At 71.2% G+C, this 20147-nt stretch carries 3 protein-coding genes (2 of these 3 only partly in view); all 3 read left to right on the forward strand.

Annotation, left to right across the window (positions count from 1 at the left end; genetic code table 11):
- Tightly spaced (each overlapping or abutting the next), the 3 genes in view from N5875_RS38050 to N5875_RS38060 form a layout consistent with a single transcriptional unit that may run on beyond the window.
- Window positions 1–3285, forward strand: partial view of a non-ribosomal peptide synthase/polyketide synthase gene (locus N5875_RS38050; RefSeq protein ID WP_338499011.1) — the end only. The gene continues 16068 nt to the left of window position 1, outside the view; only the last 3285 of its 19353 coding nucleotides appear in the window; its start codon lies off the left edge, out of view; its stop codon occupies window positions 3283–3285.
- Complete coding sequence (locus tag N5875_RS38055) at window positions 3282–13085, forward strand: amino acid adenylation domain-containing protein (protein WP_338499013.1); 9804 nt, start codon at window positions 3282–3284, stop codon at window positions 13083–13085. Before N5875_RS38050 ends, N5875_RS38055 begins: the two co-directional genes overlap by 4 nt.
- Window positions 13085–20147, forward strand: the start of a protein-coding gene (locus N5875_RS38060) for an amino acid adenylation domain-containing protein (RefSeq protein WP_338499014.1). The gene runs 9929 nt beyond the window's last position; 7063 of the gene's 16992 nt are visible here — the first part of the coding sequence; its start codon is at window positions 13085–13087; its stop codon lies beyond the right edge, outside the window. Before N5875_RS38055 ends, N5875_RS38060 begins: the two co-directional genes overlap by 1 nt.

Below are 20147 nucleotides of genomic sequence, written 5' to 3' on the forward strand. Positions count from 1 at the left end.
GAGCGGCCGGAACGGGTTCCGCTGTCCTTCGCCCAGCAGCGCCTGTGGTTCATCGGCCGGCTGGAGGGCCCCAGCGCGACTTACAACATCCCGTTCGTGCTCCGGATGGCCCATGAGGTCGACCGGGACGCCCTCGCCCTCGCCTTCCGTGACGTGGTCGGCCGGCACGAGGTCCTGCGGACCGTCTTCCCGACGGCCGAGAACGGCGAGCCGTACCAGAACGTCATCGAGCCCACCGACCTCGACTGGCAGCTCAACGTCGTCGACGTGGAGCCCACGGCGCTCGACGCCGCGATCGCGGAGGCGGAGTCGTACGCCCTCGACCTCTCCACCGAACTGCCGATCCGGGCAACCCTCTTCGAGGCCGGTCCCGATGCGCGGGTGCTGGTCGTGGTGCTGCACCACATCGCGGGTGACGGATGGTCGATAGCTCCGCTGGCCCGGGACCTGTCCACGGCGTACGCGGCGCGCGCCGAGGGCTGGACTCCCGGGTGGGAGCCGCTGCCGGTCCAGTACGCGGACTACGCGTTGTGGCAGCGTGAGCTGCTCGGTGACGAGAACGACCCTGACAGTGTGATGGCTCGTCAGATGATCTACTGGCGTGACGCGTTGGCGGGTTCTCCGGAGGAGCTGGAGCTGCCATTCGACCGTTCGCGTGCGGCGGTGGCGTCGCATCGTGGGCATCGGGTGCCGGTGGAGATTCCGGCCGAGGTCCACGCGCGTCTGGTCGAGGTGGCGCGAGCCGAGGGGGTGACTCCCTTCATGGTTCTGCAGTCCGCTCTCGCGATGCTGCTGTCGAAGCTGGGTGCGGGTACGGACATCCCGATCGGTTCGGCGAACGCCGGCCGTACGGATGAGGCCCTGGACGACCTGGTGGGCTTCTTCATCAACACGCTGGTGATCCGTACGGATCTGTCGGGTGATCCGACGTTCCGTGAGGTCCTGGGGCGGGTGCGGGAGGTCAGTCTTTCGGCGCTGGCGCATCAGGAGGTGCCGTTCGAGCGGCTGGTGGAGGAGCTGGCGCCGAGTCGTTCGATGGCCCGGCACCCGTTGTTCCAGGTCCAGCTGGACCTGCAGAACAACGCCGACGCCGTCCTCGACCTCCCCGGAACCGAAGGGGGCGGCACGTCCGCGGACACCGCCGTGGCCAAGTTCGACGTCGAGATCCGACTCACGGAAACCCACGACGAGCTGGGCGCCCCGGCCGGCGTACGCGGCCAGGTCGTCGCAGCGGCCGACCTCTTCGACCCGGACACGGTCCGCACCCTGCGCGAACGGTTCGTCCGCGTCCTGGACCTGCTGACCGTCGCCCCGCAGACCCACCTGAGCGACCTCGACGTCCTCGATTCCGACGAGCGTCGTCGGGTGCTGGTGGAGTGGAACGACACGGAGACGGATCTCGGTTCGGTGTTGGTGCCGGAGCTGTTCGCGGCGCAGGTGGCGAGGACTCCGGATGCGGTGGCTGTCGTCGCCGACGGGGAGGAGGTCTCCTTCGCGGAGCTGGATGTCCGGGTGAATCGTCTGGCGCAGTACCTGATCGGTCAGGGCGTCGGTGCGGAGTCGGTGGTCGGCGTCTGCCTGCCGCGTGGGATCGACGCGGTGGTCGGCTTCCTGGCGTCGTGGCGTGCCGGTGCGGCCTATCTGCCGATCGATCCGGAGTATCCGGCGGAGCGGATCGGTTTCATGCTGGCCGACAGCGGTGCGGTTCTGACGCTGACGACGGAGGAGATCCTCGATGATCTCCCGGCGGGCCGGAACCGTTTCGTGGCCCTGGACAGCCCGCTGATGCGGATGCAGCTCAGTTCTGCGCGGACGGACGCACCTGCCGCGGACAACAACCCCCAGTCGGTCGCGTATGTGATCTACACGTCGGGTTCGACGGGCCGTCCGAAGGGCGTGGCCGTCACCCACGAGGGCCTGGCGAACTATGTGACCTGGGCTGTCGACGCGTACAAGATGCGCGAGGGCACCGGCGGTGCTCCGCTGCACTCCTCGCTCGCTTTCGACCTGACGGTGACCAGTGTCCTGGTGCCCCTGGTCGCCGGCTTGGCGGTCGTGGCCGACGAGCAGGGCGGCGCCGAGGGCCTCGCCAGTCTGGTCAAGGCGTCGGAGACGTTCGGCCTGGTCAAGGCGGTCCCGGCCCATCTCCCGCTCCTCGCGGAGATGCTCACCACCGAGCAGGCGGCGCAGGCGTCTCGTACCTGGGTCGTCGGTGGCGAGGCCCTGTCGGGCACGGTCGTCCGTGACTGGCTGGCCCGGGCCCCGCAGTCGGTGATCGTGAACGAGTACGGCCCGACGGAGACGGTCGTCGGCTGCTGCGTGCACGAGATCTCGGCAGGCGAGAGTGTTGGGGAGACGGTGCCGATCGGCCGGCCGATCGCCAACACCCGCCTGTACGTCCTCGACGGCCGTATGCGTCCGGTCGCCCCGGGTGTCGCCGGCGAGCTCTACATCGCCGGTACCCAGCTCGCCCGCGGCTACGTCAAGCGCCCCGGTCTGACGGCCGAGCGTTTCGTGGCCAACCCCTTCGAGCCCGCCGAGCGGATGTACCGCACGGGCGACATGGCCCGCTGGACCACGGACGGCCTCCTGGAATACCTGGGCCGTGCGGACGAGCAGGTCAAGGTCCGCGGCTTCCGTATCGAGCCGGGCGAGGTCGAAGCCGTCGTCACGGCGCATCGCGAGGTCGCCCAGGCGGCGGTCATCGCACGGGAGGACACCCCGGGAGACACCCGCCTCGTCGCCTACGTCATCCCCACCGACCCCGACGAGACCGACGAAGGCCTGGCGCGAGCCGTCCGCGACGCGGCGGCCCAGCGGCTCCCCGAGTACATGGTCCCGTCCGCGGTGGTCGTCCTCGACGCGCTCCCGCTGACCGCCAACGGCAAGCTCGACCGCAAGAGCCTCCCCGCACCGGACTACGCCGATGCGGCGGGCTCGGGCCGAGGCCCCGAGAGCCGCGAGGAAGAGGTCCTCTGCGAGGCGTTCGCCCAGGTCCTGGGTGTCCCTGAGGTCGGCGTGCACGACGACTTCTTCGCCCTCGGCGGCCACTCCCTCCTCGCCGTCCGCCTGGTCAACCGGATCAGGACGGTGCTCGGCGTCGAGGTGGAGATCGCCGCGCTCTTCGACGCGCCCACGGTGGCGGGCCTCGCCGCCCAACTCGGGCACCCCGACGAACACGACGAACACGCCGAACAGTCCGAGCGGCCCGAACAGTCCCGACCCGCGCAAACAACCCGCCCGGCGTTGCAGCCGATGCGCCGCAACCAGGAGGAGTCCCGATGATCCCGTTGTCCTTCGCGCAGCGGCGGCTGTGGTTCATCAGCCGGCTGGAAGGCCCGAGCGCGACCTACAACGTCCCGGTCGTCCTGCGACTGCCGGCCGACGTGCGCCCCGACGCGCTCGGCGCCGCCCTGCGGGACGTCATCGGCCGCCACGAGGTCCTGCGCACCGTCTTCGACCTCGTCGACGGCGAGCCGTACCAGCGGATCCTCACCCCCGACGAGCTGGACTGGGCGCTGACGGTGACCGAGGTCGCCCAGGCGGAGCTGTCCGGGGCGATCGACGAGGCCGGGCGGTACGCGTTCGACCTCGGCGCCGAACTGTCCGTCAGGGCACAGCTGTTCCGGACGCCGGACGAGCAGGTCCTCGTCGTGGTGATGCACCACATCGCAAGCGACGGCTGGTCGGAGGGCCCGCTCACCCGGGACCTGACGACCGCCTACGAGGCCCGCGCCGCGGGCCGGGCTCCCGCCTGGGAGCCGCTGCCGGTCCAGTACGCCGACTACGCGCTCTGGCAGCGTCAGCTGCTCGGCGACGGGAACGACCCCGACAGCGTGATGTCCCGGCAGACCTCCTACTGGCGCGAGGCGCTCGCGGACGTTCCCGAGGAGCTGGAGCTCCCCACGGACCGTCCCCGGCCGCCGGTGGCCTCCCACCGGGGGCACATCGTCCCGCTGAGCGTCCCCGCCGAGGTGCACCAGCGGCTCGCCGCGGTGGCGCGGGCGGAGGGCGTGACCACGTTCATGGTCCTCCAGGCCGCCCTGGCCACCCTGCTCTCCAAGCTCGGCGCGGGCACCGACATCCCCGTCGGCACGGCGGTCGCGGGCCGTACGGACGAGGCCCTGGACGACCTCGTCGGCTTCTTCGTCAATACCCTCGTCCTGCGCACCGACCTGTCCGGCGACCCCACGTTCCGCGAGGTGCTCGCCCAGGTCCGCAGGACCGTCCTGTCCGCCTTCAAGTACCAGGACGTGCCGTTCGAGAAGCTCGTCGAGGAGCTCGCCCCGGCCCGCTCCCTCGCACGCCACCCCCTCTTCCAGGTCATGCTGACCGTCCAGAACAACCAGCGGACCGTCATCGACCCGGCCACGACCACGGCCGCTCCCGCCGCCACGACCACGGCCGACGGTCGCGAAGCCGGCACCAGGGCCGCCAAGTTCGACCTCGACGTCTCCGTCCGCGAGCTCTACGACGCGAAGGGCGCCCCGGCGGGCCTGCGCGGCTCGCTCACGGTCGCCGCCGACCTGTTCGACGTGGCCTCGGCCGCCCGCCTCGCCGCCCGCCTCGGACAGGTCCTCGACCAGGCGACCGCCGACCCCGGCCGTACGCTCGCCTCGATCCGGATCCTCGCCGAGGACGAGCGCCGCCGGGTGCTGACCGACTGGAACGCCACCTCCTCCGACGAGCCCGCCACCCCGGTGCACGAGCTCTTCGAGCAGTGGGCGGACCGCACCCCCGACGCCGTGGCGCTCACCGCCGACGGCACGGACATCACGTACGCCGAACTGGACGCCCGGGCCAACCGCATCGCCCACTACCTCACCGGCCAGGGCATCGGCGCCGAGGCGGTCGTGGGCCTGTGCCTGCCGCGCGGCGCCGACATGATCGCGACCATCCTCGGCACGTGGAAGGCAGGAGCCGCCTACCTGCCCCTCGACCCGGCGCAGCCCACGGACCGGATCGCGTACATCCTTCGCGACAGCCGTGCCGCGCTGGTCCTGACCACCGAGGACCTCTTCGACGAACTGCCCGCCGGCCGCTCGCGCCTGGTGGCCCTCGACGGAACGTTCGTGGAGATGCAGCTCGCCGCCGCCCCGACCGGCCGCCCCGAGCGTCCTGTCGACCCGCGGTCCCTGGCGTACGTGATCTACACCTCGGGTTCGACCGGCCGGCCCAAGGGCGTCGCCGTCACCCACGGCGGCCTGGCCAACTACACCGCCTCCATCCCCGACCGCCTCGGCTTCGGAGACGAGGGCGCCCGGTACGCACTCCTCCAGGCCCAGGCCACCGACCTCGGCAACACCGTCGTCTTCGCCAGCCTCACCACCGGCGGCGAACTCCACATCCTCGACGAGGCAGCGGTCACCGATCCTCACGCCGTCGCCGCCTACCTCACCGACCACGAGATCGACCACTTCAAGGCCGTCCCCTCGCACCTGGCCGCCCTGACGGCCTCCGGTATCGAGGCCGTACTGCCCGCGCAGTCCGTGGTCCTCGGCGGTGAGGCCGCTTCGACGGTCTGGCTGCGCGAGCTGCTCGCCGCAGCGGGCGAGCGCGCGGTCCACAACCACTACGGCCCCACCGAGACCACCATCGGCATCGCGACCACCCGGCTCACCGCCGAGGCGATCGCCGACGGAACCGTCCCGGTCGGCACACCGATCGCCAACACCCGCTTCTACCTGCTCGATTCCCGTCTCCAGCCGGTCCCGGTCGGCGTGACTGCGGACCTGTACGTCTCCGGCGCCGGCCTCGCCCGCGGATACGTGGGCCGGGAGGCGCTGACCGCCGAGCGTTTCGTCGCCAACCCGTACGAGACCGGCGAGCGGATGTACCGCACGGGCGACCGCGCGAAGTGGACCGCGGACGGCCAGGTGGTCTTCCTCGGCCGCGCCGACGACCAGGTCAAGATCCGCGGCTACCGCATCGAACCCGGCGAGGTCCAGGGCGTGATCGCCGCCCACCCGCTGGTCGACCAGGCCGCGGTCGTCGCCCGCGAGGACACCCCCGGCGACACCCGCCTCGTCGCCTACGTGGTCCTCTCGACCGACCTCGAAACCGACGCCCACGATGACGCCTCCCGCGCCGAACTCTCGCGCAAGATCAGCCAGTTCGCGGCGCAGCGACTGCCCGGCCACATGGTCCCCTCGGCGGTCGTCGTCCTGGACGCCCTGCCGCTGACCGCCAACGGCAAGCTCGACCGCAAGGCCCTGCCCGCACCGGAGTACGCCACCGGCGGCGGACGCGCCCCGTCCAACGCCCGCGAGGAGATCGTCTGCGCGGCCTTCGCCGAGGTCCTGGGCCTCGACGCGGCCGGCACCGGCACCGGCACCGGCACCGGCACCGGCACCGGCACCGGCACCGGATCCGGAACCGGATCCGGAACCGGCGTCGGCGTCGGCGTGGACGACGACTTCTTCCGCCTCGGTGGCCACTCGCTCCTCGCGATCCGCCTTGTCGAGCTGCTGCGTCGACAGGGCGTCACGGTCTCCGCGCGGGCGCTGTTCCAGACGCCGACCCCGGCCGGTCTCGCGGCCTCGGCGGGCGCCGAGCAGATCGCCGCCCCCGAGAACCTCATCCCCGCCGACGCCACCGAGATCACGCCGGGCATGCTGCCGCTCGTCGACCTCACCCCCGACGAGATCGCGGCCGTGGCCGCCACGGTCACGGGCGGCGCGGCGAACATCGCCGACATCTACCCGCTGGCCCCGCTCCAGGAAGGCCTGCTCTTCCACCGCCTCCTCGCCGAGGGCGGGGACGACGCCTACGTCCTGCCGACGGTCGCCGAGTTCGACACCCGCGCCCGGCTCGACGCCTTCCTCGACGCGCTGCAGAACGTCCTGGACCGGCACGACATCTTCCGCACGTCGATCGTGTGGGAGGGCCTGCGCGAGCCGGTCCAGGTCGTGTGGCGCCACGCCACCCTGCCCGTCACCGACGTCGCTCTCGACGCGGACGGCACCGACCCGGTCGCCGCCCTCGTCGCCGCCGGCGGCTACGCGATGGACCTCGGTGAAGCCCCCCTGATCCGGATCCACACGGCCGCCGTCCCCGGCGGAGAACGGTGGCTGGCCCTGGTGCGGGTCCACCACATGGTCCGCGACCACACAGCTCTCGACATCCTCATGGAGGAGGTGCGGGCGTTCCTGGAGGGCCGGGGCGCGGACCTCCCGGACCCGCTGCCGTTCCGCACCTTCGTGGCGCAGACACGCGGTGGTGCCGCCGACCGCTCGGAACACGAGCGCTACTTCGCCGACCTCCTCGGTGACGTCACCGAACCGACGGCCGCCTTCGGCGTTGCGGACGTACGAGGCGACGGTGCCGACTCGACGCGCCAGGTCGTCCCCTTCGGCGACGGGCTGACGGACCGGATCCGGCGGGTCTCCCGCTGCCTCGGCGCCAGCCCCGCCACCCTCCTGCACCTGGCGTGGGCGCGCGTCCTCGCCGCGGTCAGCGGCCGCGAGGACGTCGTCTTCGGGACGATCCTCTTCGGCCGGATGAACGCCGGCGCCGGCTCCGACCGGGTCCCCGGCCCGTTCCTCAACACGCTCCCGGTCCGGGTCCGTACGGACCGCCTCGGCGTTCTCGAGGCCGTCACCGCGATGCGCGGCCAACTGGCCGAGCTCCTGGAGCACGAGCACGTCCCGCTCACCGTGGCACAGCAGGCCAGCGGCATGCCGACCGGCGCCCCGCTCTTCACGGCCCTCTTCAACTACCGCCACAACAAGGCGAACAGCACGACCGAAGACCAGGCGCATCCCGAGAAGCAGCCCCAGAACCCGCGCAACGAGCAGCTCGACGGCATCAAGACCGTCTTCTCCCACGAGCGCACCAACTACCCCCTGCTCGTCTCGGTAGACGACAACGGCGACGGCCTCTGGGTCGCCGTGGACGCGGTCGCGCCGATCGACCCGCGCGGAGTCGGCGAGTTCGTCCGCACGGCGGCCGGAAACCTGGTCACCGCCCTCGAATCCGCCCTTGACCACGACGAGGACGTCCCGCTCCGCTCCGTCCAGGTCCTGGACGAGACGAAGCTGCGCCAGGTGCTGACCGAGTGGAACGACTCGACGGTCGACTTCCCCGGCGACGCCACCGTGGTCGGTCTCTTCGAGGCGCAGGTCGCGCGGACGTCGGAGGCGGTGGCGGTGGTCTCGGGTGGTGCGGAGGTCTCGTACGCGGACCTCGACGCCCGCGCGAACCAGCTGGCCCGTCACCTGGTAGCCCAGGGCGTAGGCCCGGAGTCGTTCGTCGGAGTGTGCCTGGAGCGTGGCATCGAGTCGGTCGTGGCGCTGCTCGCGGTGCTGAAGTCGGGCGGCGCGTACCTTCCGATCGACCCGGCTTACCCGGCCGACCGCATCGCGTACATGCTCGCGGACGCCAAGCCGACGGCGCTGCTGACCTCGACGAGCACGTCGGCGGCCATCCCGCAGTCGGACGCGACGACCGTCGTGGTCCTGGACGAGGTCGACCTGACCACTCTCCCGACCGGCCCCCTGGGCACGCGTATCCGCCCGGAGCACCCGGCCTACGTCATCTACACCTCCGGCTCCACCGGCCGCCCGAAGGGCGTCGTGGTCGAGCACCGATCGGTGGCGGGACTCCTCGGCTGGGCGGCGGCGGAGTTCGGCGGAGAGGACTTCCGCCGGGTCCTGGTCTCCACGTCGTTCAACTTCGACGTCTCGGTCTTCGAGCTCTTCGGCCCGCTGGTCTCCGGCGGCACGGTGGAAGTGGTCCGCGACCTCCTCGCCCTGGCCGACACCGACACCCCGGTCGGTGACGTCAGCCTGGTCAGCGGCGTGCCCTCGGCCTTCGCCCAGATGGTGGCCGCAGGCGAGATCCAAGCCCGCCCCAGGACCGTTGTCCTGGCGGGCGAAGCCCTCACGGCGGACACCGTCGCCGGCATCCGCACGACCATCCCCGGCGCCCGGGTCGCCAACATCTACGGCCCCACCGAGGCCACGGTCTACACGACGGGCTGGTACGCGGGTACGGACGCGGGCACCGAAGGCGCGGTCCCGATCGGCCGCCCCATCTCCAACGCTCGGGTCTACGTCCTGGACGGCACCCTTGCCCCGGTCCCGGCCGGTGTGGTGGGTGAGCTGTACATCGCGGGTGCGGGCCTGGCCCGCGGTTACCTGGGTCGTCCCGAGCTGACGGGTGAGCGTTTCGTCGCGGACCCGTTCTCGTCCGACGGCGGTCGTCTCTACCGCACGGGTGACGTGGTCCGCTGGAACGCGGAGGGTCAGATCGAGTACCTCGGTCGCGCGGACGAGCAGGTCAAGATCCGGGGCTTCCGCATCGAACTCGGAGAGGTCCAGTCGGCGATCGCCGCGCACCCCGAGGTCGCCCAGACGGCCGTCATCGCCCGCGAGGACGTGCCCGGGGACAAGCGCCTGGTCGCCTACGTCGTCCCCAACGACACCACGCCCTCAACTGCCACCACCACCGCCGCCGAACTCCCCACCCAAATAACCAACTTCGCGGGCGGGCGCCTCCCTTCCTACATGGTCCCGTCGGCGATCGTGGTCCTCGACGCCTTGCCTCTGAACGTCAACGGCAAACTCGACCGCAAGGCCCTCCCAGCCCCCGAGTACGCGACGGGAACCGCCGGCCGTGGCCCGGCCACGCTCCGCGAGGAGCTCCTGTGCGGAGTCTTCGCCCAGGTCCTCGGACTGCCCGAGGTCGGTGTGGACGACGACTTCTTCGCCCTCGGCGGCCACTCGCTCCTCGCGGTTCGTCTGATCAGCCGGGTGCGTACGGTCCTCGGTGTCGAGGTTCCGCTCCGCGCCCTGTTCGACACGCCGACGGTGGCCGGTCTCGCGGCCGGTCTCGACGGTGCGGGTCGTGCCAGGCTCGCGCTGGCGGCGGGGGAGCGGCCGGAACGGGTTCCGCTGTCCTTCGCCCAGCAGCGCCTGTGGTTCATCGGCCGGCTGGAGGGCCCCAGCGCGACCTACAACATCCCGTTCGCCCTCCGCCTGGACGGCGGCATCGACGGGGATGCGCTCGCTCTGGCCTTCCGTGACGTGGTCGGCCGGCACGAGGTCCTGCGGACCGTCTTCCCGACGGCCGAGAACGGCGAGCCGTACCAGAGCATCGTCGAACCCGCGTACACCGAATGGCAGTTGGAGCGCGTCACCGTTGCGTCCGACGATCTCGACGCGGCCATCGCGAAGGCGACCGCCCGGGAGTTCGACCTCACCCGTGAGCTCCCCATAGGAGCCACGCTCTTCGAGGCCGGTCCCGATGCGCGGGTGCTGGTCGTGGTGCTGCACCACATCGCGGGTGACGGATGGTCGATAGCTCCGCTGGCCCGGGACCTGTCCACGGCGTACGCGGCGCGAAGCGCCGGAGAGACGCCGACGTGGGAGCCGCTGCCGGTCCAGTACGCGGACTACGCGTTGTGGCAGCGCGAGCTGCTCGGTGACGAGAACGACCCTGACAGTGTGATGGCTCGTCAGATGATCTACTGGCGTGACGCGTTGGCGGGTTCTCCGGAGGAGCTGGAGCTGCCATTCGACCGTTCGCGTGCGGCGGTGGCGTCGCATCGTGGGCATCGGGTGCCGGTGGAGATTCCGGCCGAGGTCCACGCGCGTCTGGTCGAGGTGGCGCGAGCCGAGGGGGTGACTCCCTTCATGGTTCTGCAGTCCGCTCTCGCGATGCTGCTGTCGAAGCTGGGTGCGGGTACGGACATCCCGATCGGTTCGGCGAACGCCGGCCGTACGGATGAGGCCCTGGACGACCTGGTGGGCTTCTTCATCAACACCCTTGTGATCCGTACGGACCTGTCGGGTGATCCGACGTTCCGTGAGGTCCTGGGGCGGGTGCGGGAGGTCAGTCTTTCGGCGCTGGCGCATCAGGAGGTGCCGTTCGAGCGGCTGGTGGAGGAGCTGGCGCCGAGCCGTTCGATGGCCCGGCACCCGTTGTTCCAGGTCCAGCTGGACCTGCAGAACAACGCCGACGCCGTCCTCGACCTCCCCGGCGTACAGGCCGGCGGATTCCCGGTCGCGAAGACGGTCGCCAAGTTCGACCTGGAGGTCCGGCTCTCCGAGACCTTCGACGGCCACGGCACCCCGACGGGCGTCCGGGGCTCGGTGATCGCAGCGGCCGACCTCTTCGACCCGGACACGGCCGAGTCCCTGAGCGCGCGACTGACCCGTGCACTCGGGCACCTGGTCACCGAACCCCAGACCCGCCTCAGCGACCTCGACGTCCTCGATTCCGACGAGCGTCGTCGGGTGCTGGTGGAGTGGAACGACACTGCGAGGGACCTGGGTTCGGTGTTGGTGCCGGAGCTGTTCGCGGCGCAGGTGGCGAGGACTCCGGATGCGGTGGCTGTCGTCGCCGACGGGACGGGGGTTTCGTTCGCGGAGCTGGACGTCCGGGTGAATCGTCTGGCGCAGTACCTGATCGGTCAGGGCGTCGGTGCGGAGTCGGTGGTCGGCGTCTGCCTGCCGCGTGGGGTCGACGCGGTGGTCGCGTTCCTGGCGTCGTGGCGTGCCGGTGCGGCCTATCTGCCGATCGATCCGGAGTATCCGGCGGAGCGGATCGGTTTCATGCTGGCCGACAGCGGTGCGGTCCTGACGCTGACGACGGAGGAGATCCTCGATGATCTCCCGGCGGGCCGGAACCGTTTCGTGGCCCTGGACAGCCCGCTCATGAGCATGCAGCTATCAGCAGCTCCGGCAGAGACACCCCAAGTCAAGGTGCAGCCCGAGTCGGTCGCGTATGTGATCTACACGTCGGGTTCGACGGGCCGCCCGAAGGGCGTGGCCGTCACCCACGAGGGCCTGGCGAACTACGTGACCTGGGCAGTCGACGCGTACGGCATGAACAACACCGACGGTGGTGCGCCGCTGCACTCGTCGCTCGCGTTCGACCTGACGGTGACCAGTGTCCTGGTGCCCCTGGTCGCCGGCTCGGCGGTCGTGGCCGACGAGCAGGGCGGCGCCGAGGGCCTCGCCAGTCTGGTGAAGGCGTCGGAGACGTTCGGTCTGGTCAAGGCGGTCCCGGCCCATCTCCCGCTCCTCTCGGAGATGCTCACCACCGAGCAGGCGGCGCAGGCGTCCCGTACATGGGTCGTCGGTGGCGAGGCCCTGTCGGGCACGGTCGTCCGTGACTGGCTGGCCCGGGCTCCGCAGTCGGTGATCGTGAACGAGTACGGTCCGACGGAGACGGTCGTCGGCTGCTGCGTGTACGAGATCTCGGCAGGTCAGAGTGTCGGGGACACGGTGCCGATCGGTCGCCCGATCGCCAACACCCGCCTGTATGTCCTCGACGGGCGTATGCGCCCCGTCGCCCCGGGTGTCGCCGGCGAGCTCTACATCGCCGGCATCCAGCTCGCCCGCGGCTACGTCAAGCGCCCCGCCCTGACGGCCGAGCGTTTCGTGGCCAACCCCTTCGAGCCCGCCGAGCGGATGTACCGCACGGGTGACATGGCCCGCTGGACCAAGGACGGTCTCCTGGAGTACCTGGGCCGTGCGGACGAGCAGGTCAAGGTCCGTGGTTTCCGTATCGAGCCGGGCGAGGTCGAAGCCGTCGTCACGGCGCATCGCGAGGTTGCCCAGGCGGCGGTCATCGCCCGGGAGGACACCCCGGGAGATACCCGCCTCGTCGCCTACGTCGTCCCCACCGACCCCGAAGTCCCCGAACAACTCGCGGAACCCGTAAGACAGTTCGTCGGCAGCAGGCTTCCCGACTACATGGTCCCGTCCGCGGTCGTCGTCCTCGACGCGCTCCCGCTGACCGCCAACGGCAAGCTCGACCGCAAGAACCTCCCCGCCCCCGAGCACTCAGCCTCGGCAGGACGCGGGCCGGCCAACCGCCAGGAGGAGATCCTCTGCGCGGCCTTCGCCGAACTCCTGGGGCTCCCCGAAGTCGGCGTCGACGACGACTTCTTCGCCCTCGGCGGCCACTCCCTGCTCGCCGTCCGCCTGACCAGCAGGATCCGCGCCGAACTCGGCGTCGAGGTCCCGCTCCGCGTGCTCCTCGAGGCATCGACCGTGGCAGCACTCGCACAACAACTAGCCCACCAGAAGACAGCACGGCCGGCGTTGCGGCCCATGCGTAACCAGGAGGAGTCCTGATGATCCCGTTGTCCTTCGCGCAGCGGCGGTTGTGGTTCCTCAGCCAGTCCGAGGGCCCGAGTTCCACGTACAACATCCCGGTCGTGCTGCGCCTGTCCGCCGAGACCGACGGGACGGCGCTCGGCGCCGCCCTGCGGGACGTGATCGGCCGCCACGAGGTCCTGCGCACGGTCTACCGGGTCGCCGACGGCGAGCCGTACCAGCACATCCTGAAGCCGGCCGACCTCGACTGGTCGCTGACGGTGGCCGAGGTCGCCCCCGCCGAGCTCGACGGCGCGATCGCCGCCGTCCTCGGGCACACCTTCGACCTGTCCGCCGAGATACCGATCCGTGCCTCGCTGTTCTCCACCGGCGGCGGCGAGCAGGTGCTCGTCCTGGTGACGCACCACATCGCCAGCGACGGCTGGTCCAAGCGCCCGCTGGCCCGCGACCTCTCCGTCGCCTACGCGGCCCGCGCCGCCGGCCAGGCCCCCGACTGGGAGCCGCTGCCGGTCCAGTACGCCGACTACACGCTCTGGCAGCGCGAGATGCTCGGCGACGAGAACGACCCGGACAGCGTGCTGTCCACGCAGATGGCCTACTGGCGCGGCGTGCTGGCCGACATCCCGGAGGATCTGGAGCTCCCCACCGACCGCTCCCGTCCCGCACTTCCCTCGCACCGCGGCCACAAGGTCCCGCTCACCGTGCCCGCCCCGGTCCACGCGCGCCTCGCCGAGCTCGCCAAGGCCGAGGGCGTGACCCCCTTCATGGTGCTCCAGGCCGCCCTCGCGGCCGTCCTCTCCCGCCTCGGCGCGGGCACCGACATCCCGATCGGCACGACGGTCGCCGGCCGTACGGACGTCGCCCTCGACGACCTCGTCGGCTTCTTCATCAACTCCCTCGTCCTGCGCACGGACGTGTCGGGCGACCCGACCTTCACCGAACTCCTCGCCCGGGTACGGAAGGCGGGCTGGGCGGCCTTCGAGCACCAGGAGGTGCCGTTCGAGAAGCTCGTCGAGGAACTCGCCCCGGCCCGCTCCCTGTCCCGGCACCCGCTCTTCCAGGTGATGCTGAAGGTCCAGAACACCGGCGAGGCCGTCCTCGACCTGCCCGGCACGGGCACCGGCAACGCCCCGGCCCAGGCCCGCGACGCACAGGCTCCGACCGAAACCGTCACCCACAACGGCCCGGCCACCAGCGAGTCCGCCGCGAAGTTCGACCTGGACGCCTCTGTCACGGAGGTCTTCGACGGGGCGGGTGCGCCGGCGGGTCTGCGTGGTTCGGTGGTGGCGTCGGCGGACCTGTTCGACGTGGAGACGGCCGAACGGCTGGTGGCGCGTTGGGCGAAGGCCCTGGAGATGCTGGTGCTGGCTCCGGGGTCGCGGCTGAGTGAGGTCGAGGTCCTGGACGTGTCCGATCGCCGGCGGCTGGCGGAGTGGAACGACACGGCTGTGGAGGTGGTGGCGGGTTCGCTGCCGGAGCTGTTCGCGGTGCAGGTGGAGCGGACGCCGGACGCGGTCGCTGTGGTGGCGGCGGGGGAGTCCCTGTCGTATGGGGAGCTGGACCGTCGCGCCGGCCGCCTGGCCCGTTACCTCGCCGCTCACGGTGTGGGTACGGAGTCGCTGGTCGGTGTGTGCCTGGAGCGGGGCGCCGATCTGATCGTCGCGCTCTTGGCCGTGCTGAAGGCTGGTGGCGCGTATCTGCCGCTGGATCCTGGGTATCCGGCGGAGCGGATCGCGTACATGGTCGGGGACGCGTCGCCGGTCGTGGTCCTGGCGTCGTCGGCGACGGCGGGCGTGCTGCCGGTCTCGGACGCGACAGTGGTCCTCCTGGACGACCCGCAGGTCACCTCGGCGCTGGAGAGTGCGGGGGAGGGGCCGCTGGATGTGACGGTCCGTCCGGAGCACCCGGCGTACGTCATCTACACCTCGGGTTCGACGGGCCGTCCGAAGGGCGTGGTCGTCACCCATGGCGGTGTCGTGGGTCTGTGCGAGAGCCACGGCCGGTCGGTGTTCGCGACGACGGACGGCGCACCGCTGAAGGTCGCTCTGACCACGTCGGTTTCCTTCGACGCGTCGTGGAACCAGCTCTCGGCGCTGTTCTCGGGTCATGAGCTGCATGTCGTGGACGCGGACACGTGGCTGGACGCGGGTCGTCTGGTCGCCTGGATGACCGCTTCCCGTATCGACTTCACCGAGATCACCCCCTCGTATCTCCAGGTCCTGATGGACCAGGGCCTGTTCGACGCCGACCAGCACCCCTCCCGTATCGGCGTCGGTGGCGAGGCCACTCCGACCGCACTATGGGAGCGGTTGCGTGCTCTGGAGGGTGTGGAGGGTTTCAACTTCTACGGCCCGACGGAGGCGACGGTCGACACCTCGATCGCGCGCCTGTCCACGTCCGCGGACGTCGTGGTCGGCAGGCCGGTCCCGAACGCCCGGGTGTTCGTTCTCGACGAGTCCTTGCGTGAGGTTCCGGTCGGTGTGGCCGGTGAGCTGTATGTGTCGGGTACGGGTCTGGCGCGCGGTTACGTGAATCGTCCGGTCCAGACGGCGGAGCGGTTCGTCGCCTCCCCCTTCTCGGCCTCGGGCGAGCGGATGTACCGGTCGGGCGACCGGGTGAAGTGGACGGCGGACGGCCAGTTGGTCTTCCTGGGCCGTACCGACGACCAGGTCAAGGTCCGCGGCTTCCGCATCGAACTGGGCGAGGTCCAGGCAGCGGTCGCCGCGCACCCGCAGGTCGCACAGGCCGCCGTGGTCGTACGGGAGGACATTCCCGGCGACCGCCGCCTGGTCGCGTACGTCGTCGTCTCCGACGAACCGACCGTCCCCATCACCGAGTTCACCGCTCACCGCCTGCCTGATTACATGGTTCCGTCGGCGGTCGTCGTTCTGGACGCGCTGCCGCTGACCGCGAACGGCAAGCTCGACCGCAAGGCACTGCCCGCTCCGGAGCACGACACGAGCGCGGCGGTCCGTGGTCCCTCGAACGCCCGCGAGGAGATCCTCTGCGCCGCGTTCGCCGAGGTCCTCGGTCTCGAAAGCGTGGGCGTGGACGAGGACTTCTTCGTCCTCGGCGGCCAGTCCCTGCTGGCCATCCGCCTCGTCGCCCTCCTGCAGAAGCGCGGTGTCTCCGTCTCGGTCCGCTCGTTCTTCCAGGCTCCGACCCCGGCCGGCCTCGCCGCCTCGGCGGGCGCGGTCCAGGTGACCGTCCCGGCCAACCTGATCCCGGCCGACGCGACCGCGATCACCGCGATCACCCCCGACATGCTGCCGCTCGTCGACCTCACCACCGATGAACTGGCCGCCATCGTCTCCTCCGTCGACGGCGGAGCGCCCAACATCGCGGACATCTACCCGCTGGCCCCGCTCCAGGAGGGTCTGCTCTTCCACCACCTCCTCGCCGACGGCGGCGACGACGCCTACGTCATGCCGACCGTCCTCGAGTTCGACGCCCGTGACCGGCTCGACGCCTTCGCGGACGCCCTCCAGCAGGTCGTCGACCGGCACGACATCTACCGCACCTCCATCGTCTGGGAGGGCCTGCGCGAGCCGGTCCAGGTCGTGTGGCGCCACGCCACCCTGCCCGTCACCGACGTCGTCCTCGACCCCGAGGGCGGCGACCCCACGGAGCAACTCCTCGCGGCCGGCGGTCTGCGCATGGACCTGACGCAGGCCCCGCTGTTGCGGATGCACGCGGCGCAGGTCCCGGGCACCGGCCGCTGGCTCGGTCTGCTGCGGGCGCACCACGTCGTCCGTGACCACACCGCGCTGGAGATCGTGTTCCACGAGGTCCAGGCGATCCTGGCCGGCCGGGGCCGGGAACTGGCCGCCCCGATGCCGTTCCGGAACTTCGTCGCCCAGACCCGGGGCGCCGTCGCGCGCGCCGAGCACGAGCGCTACTTCGCCGACCTCCTCGGCGACGTCACCGAGCCCACCGCCCCCTTCGGCATCGCCGACGTCCGTGGTGACGGCGCCGGAGCGATACGCGAAGTGGTGCCGTTCGATCCGGAGCTGACGGTACGGCTCCGCGAAGTCTCCCGTCGGCTCGGCGCGAGCCCCGCGACCGTCATGCACGTCGCCTGGTCCCGCGTCCTCGCCGCCGTCAGCGGCCGCGAAGACGTCGTCTTCGGCACCGTCCTCTTCGGCCGCATGAACGCGGGCGAGGGCGCCGACCAGGTCCCCGGCCCGTACATGAACACCCTGCCCGTACGCGTCCGCACCGACGCCACCGGCGTCCGAGCGGCCGTCGCCGCCATGCGCGGCCAGCTCGCCGAGCTCCTCGAGCACGAGCACGCCCCGCTCGTCGTGGCGCAGCGCGCCAGCGGCGTCACCGGCGACACGCCGCTGTTCACCGCCCTGTTCAACTTCCGCCACAACCCCGGCCGCAGCGCCGAGCAGCGCGCGGACAAGCGCCGCCACGAGGGCATGGAGGGCATGCGCGCGGTCTTCACCCGCGAGCGCACCAACTTCCCCCTGATGGTCTCGGTCAACGACAACGGCGACCTGTTCACGCTGGCCGTCGACGCGGTCGCCCCGATCGACCCCCGTGTGGTCGGCGAGTTCGTCCGCACGGCCGCGGAGAACCTGGTCACGGCCCTCGAATCGGCCCTCGACCACGACGAGGACGTGCCGCTCGGCTCCGTCCAGGTCCTGGACGAGGCAGGCCTGCGCCAGGTCCTCACCGAGTGGAACGACACGGCGGTCGAGATGCCGGCGGGTTCGCTGCCTGAGCTGTTCGAGGCGCAGGTGGTACGGACGCCGGAGGCGGTGGCGGTGGTCTCGGGCGGTGCGGAGGTCTCGTACGCGTCCCTGGACGCCCGCGCGAACCAGCTGGCCCGTCACCTGGTGGCTCAGGGTGTGGGTCCGGAGTCGTTCGTCGGTGTCTGCCTGGAGCGTGGCATCGACACGGTGGTGGCGCTGCTCGCGGTGCTGAAGTCCGGAGGCGCGTACCTCCCGATCGACCCGGCTTACCCGGCCGACCGGATCGCGTACATGCTGGGCGACGCGAAGCCGACCGTGGTCCTGACCTCGACGGGTATGGCATCCGTGATCCCGCAGTCGGACACGACGACCGTCGTGGCCATCGACGAGCTGGACCTGACCGCCCTCCCGACCGGCCCCCTGGGGACGCGTATCCGCCCGGAGCACCCGGCCTACGTCATCTACACCTCCGGCTCCACCGGCCGCCCGAAGGGCGTCGTGGTCGAGCACCGATCGGTGGCGGGGCTCCTCGGCTGGGCGGCGGCGGAGTTCGGCGGAGAGGACTTCCGACGCGTTCTCGTCTCCACGTCCTTCAACTTCGACGTCTCGGTCTTCGAGCTCTTCGGCCCGATGGTCTCCGGCGGCACGGTGGAAGTGGTCCGCGACCTTCTGGCCCTGGCCGACGCGGACGCGCCGGTCGGTGACGTCAGTCTGGTCAGCGGTGTTCCGTCGGCCTTCGCCCAGATGGTGGCTGCGGGCGAGATCCACGCCCGCCCCAGGACCGTTGTCCTGGCGGGTGAGGCGCTCACTGCGGACGCTGTCGCCGGCATCCGTACGGCGATCCCGGGCGTCCGGGTCGCCAACATCTATGGTCCGACCGAGGCCACGGTCTACTCCACGGCCTGGTACGCGGACGCCGAGGTGGACGGGATCGTCCCGATCGGCCGCCCGATCTCCAATGCCCGCGTGTACGTCCTGGACGGCACCCTGTCGCCGGTCCCGGCCGGTGTGGTGGGTGAGCTGTACATCGCGGGTGCGGGCCTGGCCCGCGGTTACCTGGGTCGTCCCGAGCTGACGGGTGAGCGTTTCGTGGCCGACCCGTTCTCGTCCGACGGCGGTCGTCTCTATCGCACGGGTGACGTGGTCCGCTGGAACGCGGAGGGTCAGATCGAGTACCTCGGTCGCGCGGACGAGCAGGTCAAGATCCGGGGCTTCCGCATCGAGCTCGGAGAGGTCCAGTCGGCGATCGCCGCGCACCCCGAGGTCGCCCAGGCAGCCGTCATCGCCCGCGAGGACGTGCCCGGGGACAAGCGCCTGGTCGCCTACGTCGTCCCGAATGACACCACGCCCTCAACTGCCACCGCCGCCGAACTCCCCACCCGTATCGCCGACTTCGCAGCCAACGACCTGCCGTCGTACATGGTCCCGTCGGCGATCGTGGTCCTCGACGCGCTGCCGCTGAACGTGAACGGCAAGCTCGACCGCAAGGCCTTGCCCGCGCCCGAGTACGCCACCGGTAGTGGACGTGGCCCGTCCAACGCCCGCGAGGAGATGCTCTGCGCGGCCTTCGCCGAGGTCCTGGGCCTCGACGCGGCAGGATCCGGAACTGGCGTCGGCGTCGGCGTGGACGACGACTTCTTCCGGCTCGGCGGCCACTCGCTCCTCGCGATCCGCCTGGTCGCCCTGCTCCGTAAGCGCGGAGTCTCCGTCTCCGTCCGGGCCCTCTTCGACGCCCCGACCCCGGCCGGCCTCGCCGCCTCGACGGGCGCCGAGCAGGTCACCGTCCCGGCCAACCTGATCCCGGCCGACGCGACCGCGATCACCCCCGACATGCTGCCGCTCGTCGACCTCACCGCAGACGAGATCGCGCGGATCGTCGCCACCGTCGACGGCGGCGCGGCGAACATCGCGGACGTCTACCCGCTGGCTCCGCTCCAGGAGGGTCTGCTCTTCCACCACCTCCTTGCCGAGGGCGGCAAGGACACGTACGTGATGCCGACGGTCGTCGAGTTCGACAGCCGCGACCGCCTCCACGCGTTCACCGACGCTCTGCAGCAGGTGGTCGACCGGCACGACATCTACCGCACCTCGATCGTGTGGGAGGGCCTGCGCGAGCCCGTCCAGGTCGTGCGGCGGCAGGCGACCCTGCCCGTCGACCTCGCCACGCTGGACGCCGAGGCCGGCGACCCGGTGCCGCAGCTCCTGGCCGCCGGCGGCGACTCGATGGAACTGGACCGCGCCCCGCTGATCCGCGTCCACGCGGCCCGCGTGCCCGGTGGGCAGCAGTGGCTGGCCCTGGTGCGGATCCACCACATGGTGCAGGACCACACCGCCCTGGAGGTCATGCTCGCCGAGGTCAACGCGTTCCTCACCGGACGAG

Origin of the sequence: Streptomyces sp. SJL17-4, from assembly GCF_036826855.1 — a bacterium.
Classification (GTDB): Bacteria; Actinomycetota; Actinomycetes; order Streptomycetales; family Streptomycetaceae; genus Streptomyces.

What these genes read in the sequence shown, in the direction of transcription:
- N5875_RS38055 (WP_338499013.1), top strand. Translation starts at nt 3,282, where the DNA reads ATGATCCCGTTGTCCTTCGCGCAGCGGCGGCTGTGGTTCATCAGCCGG.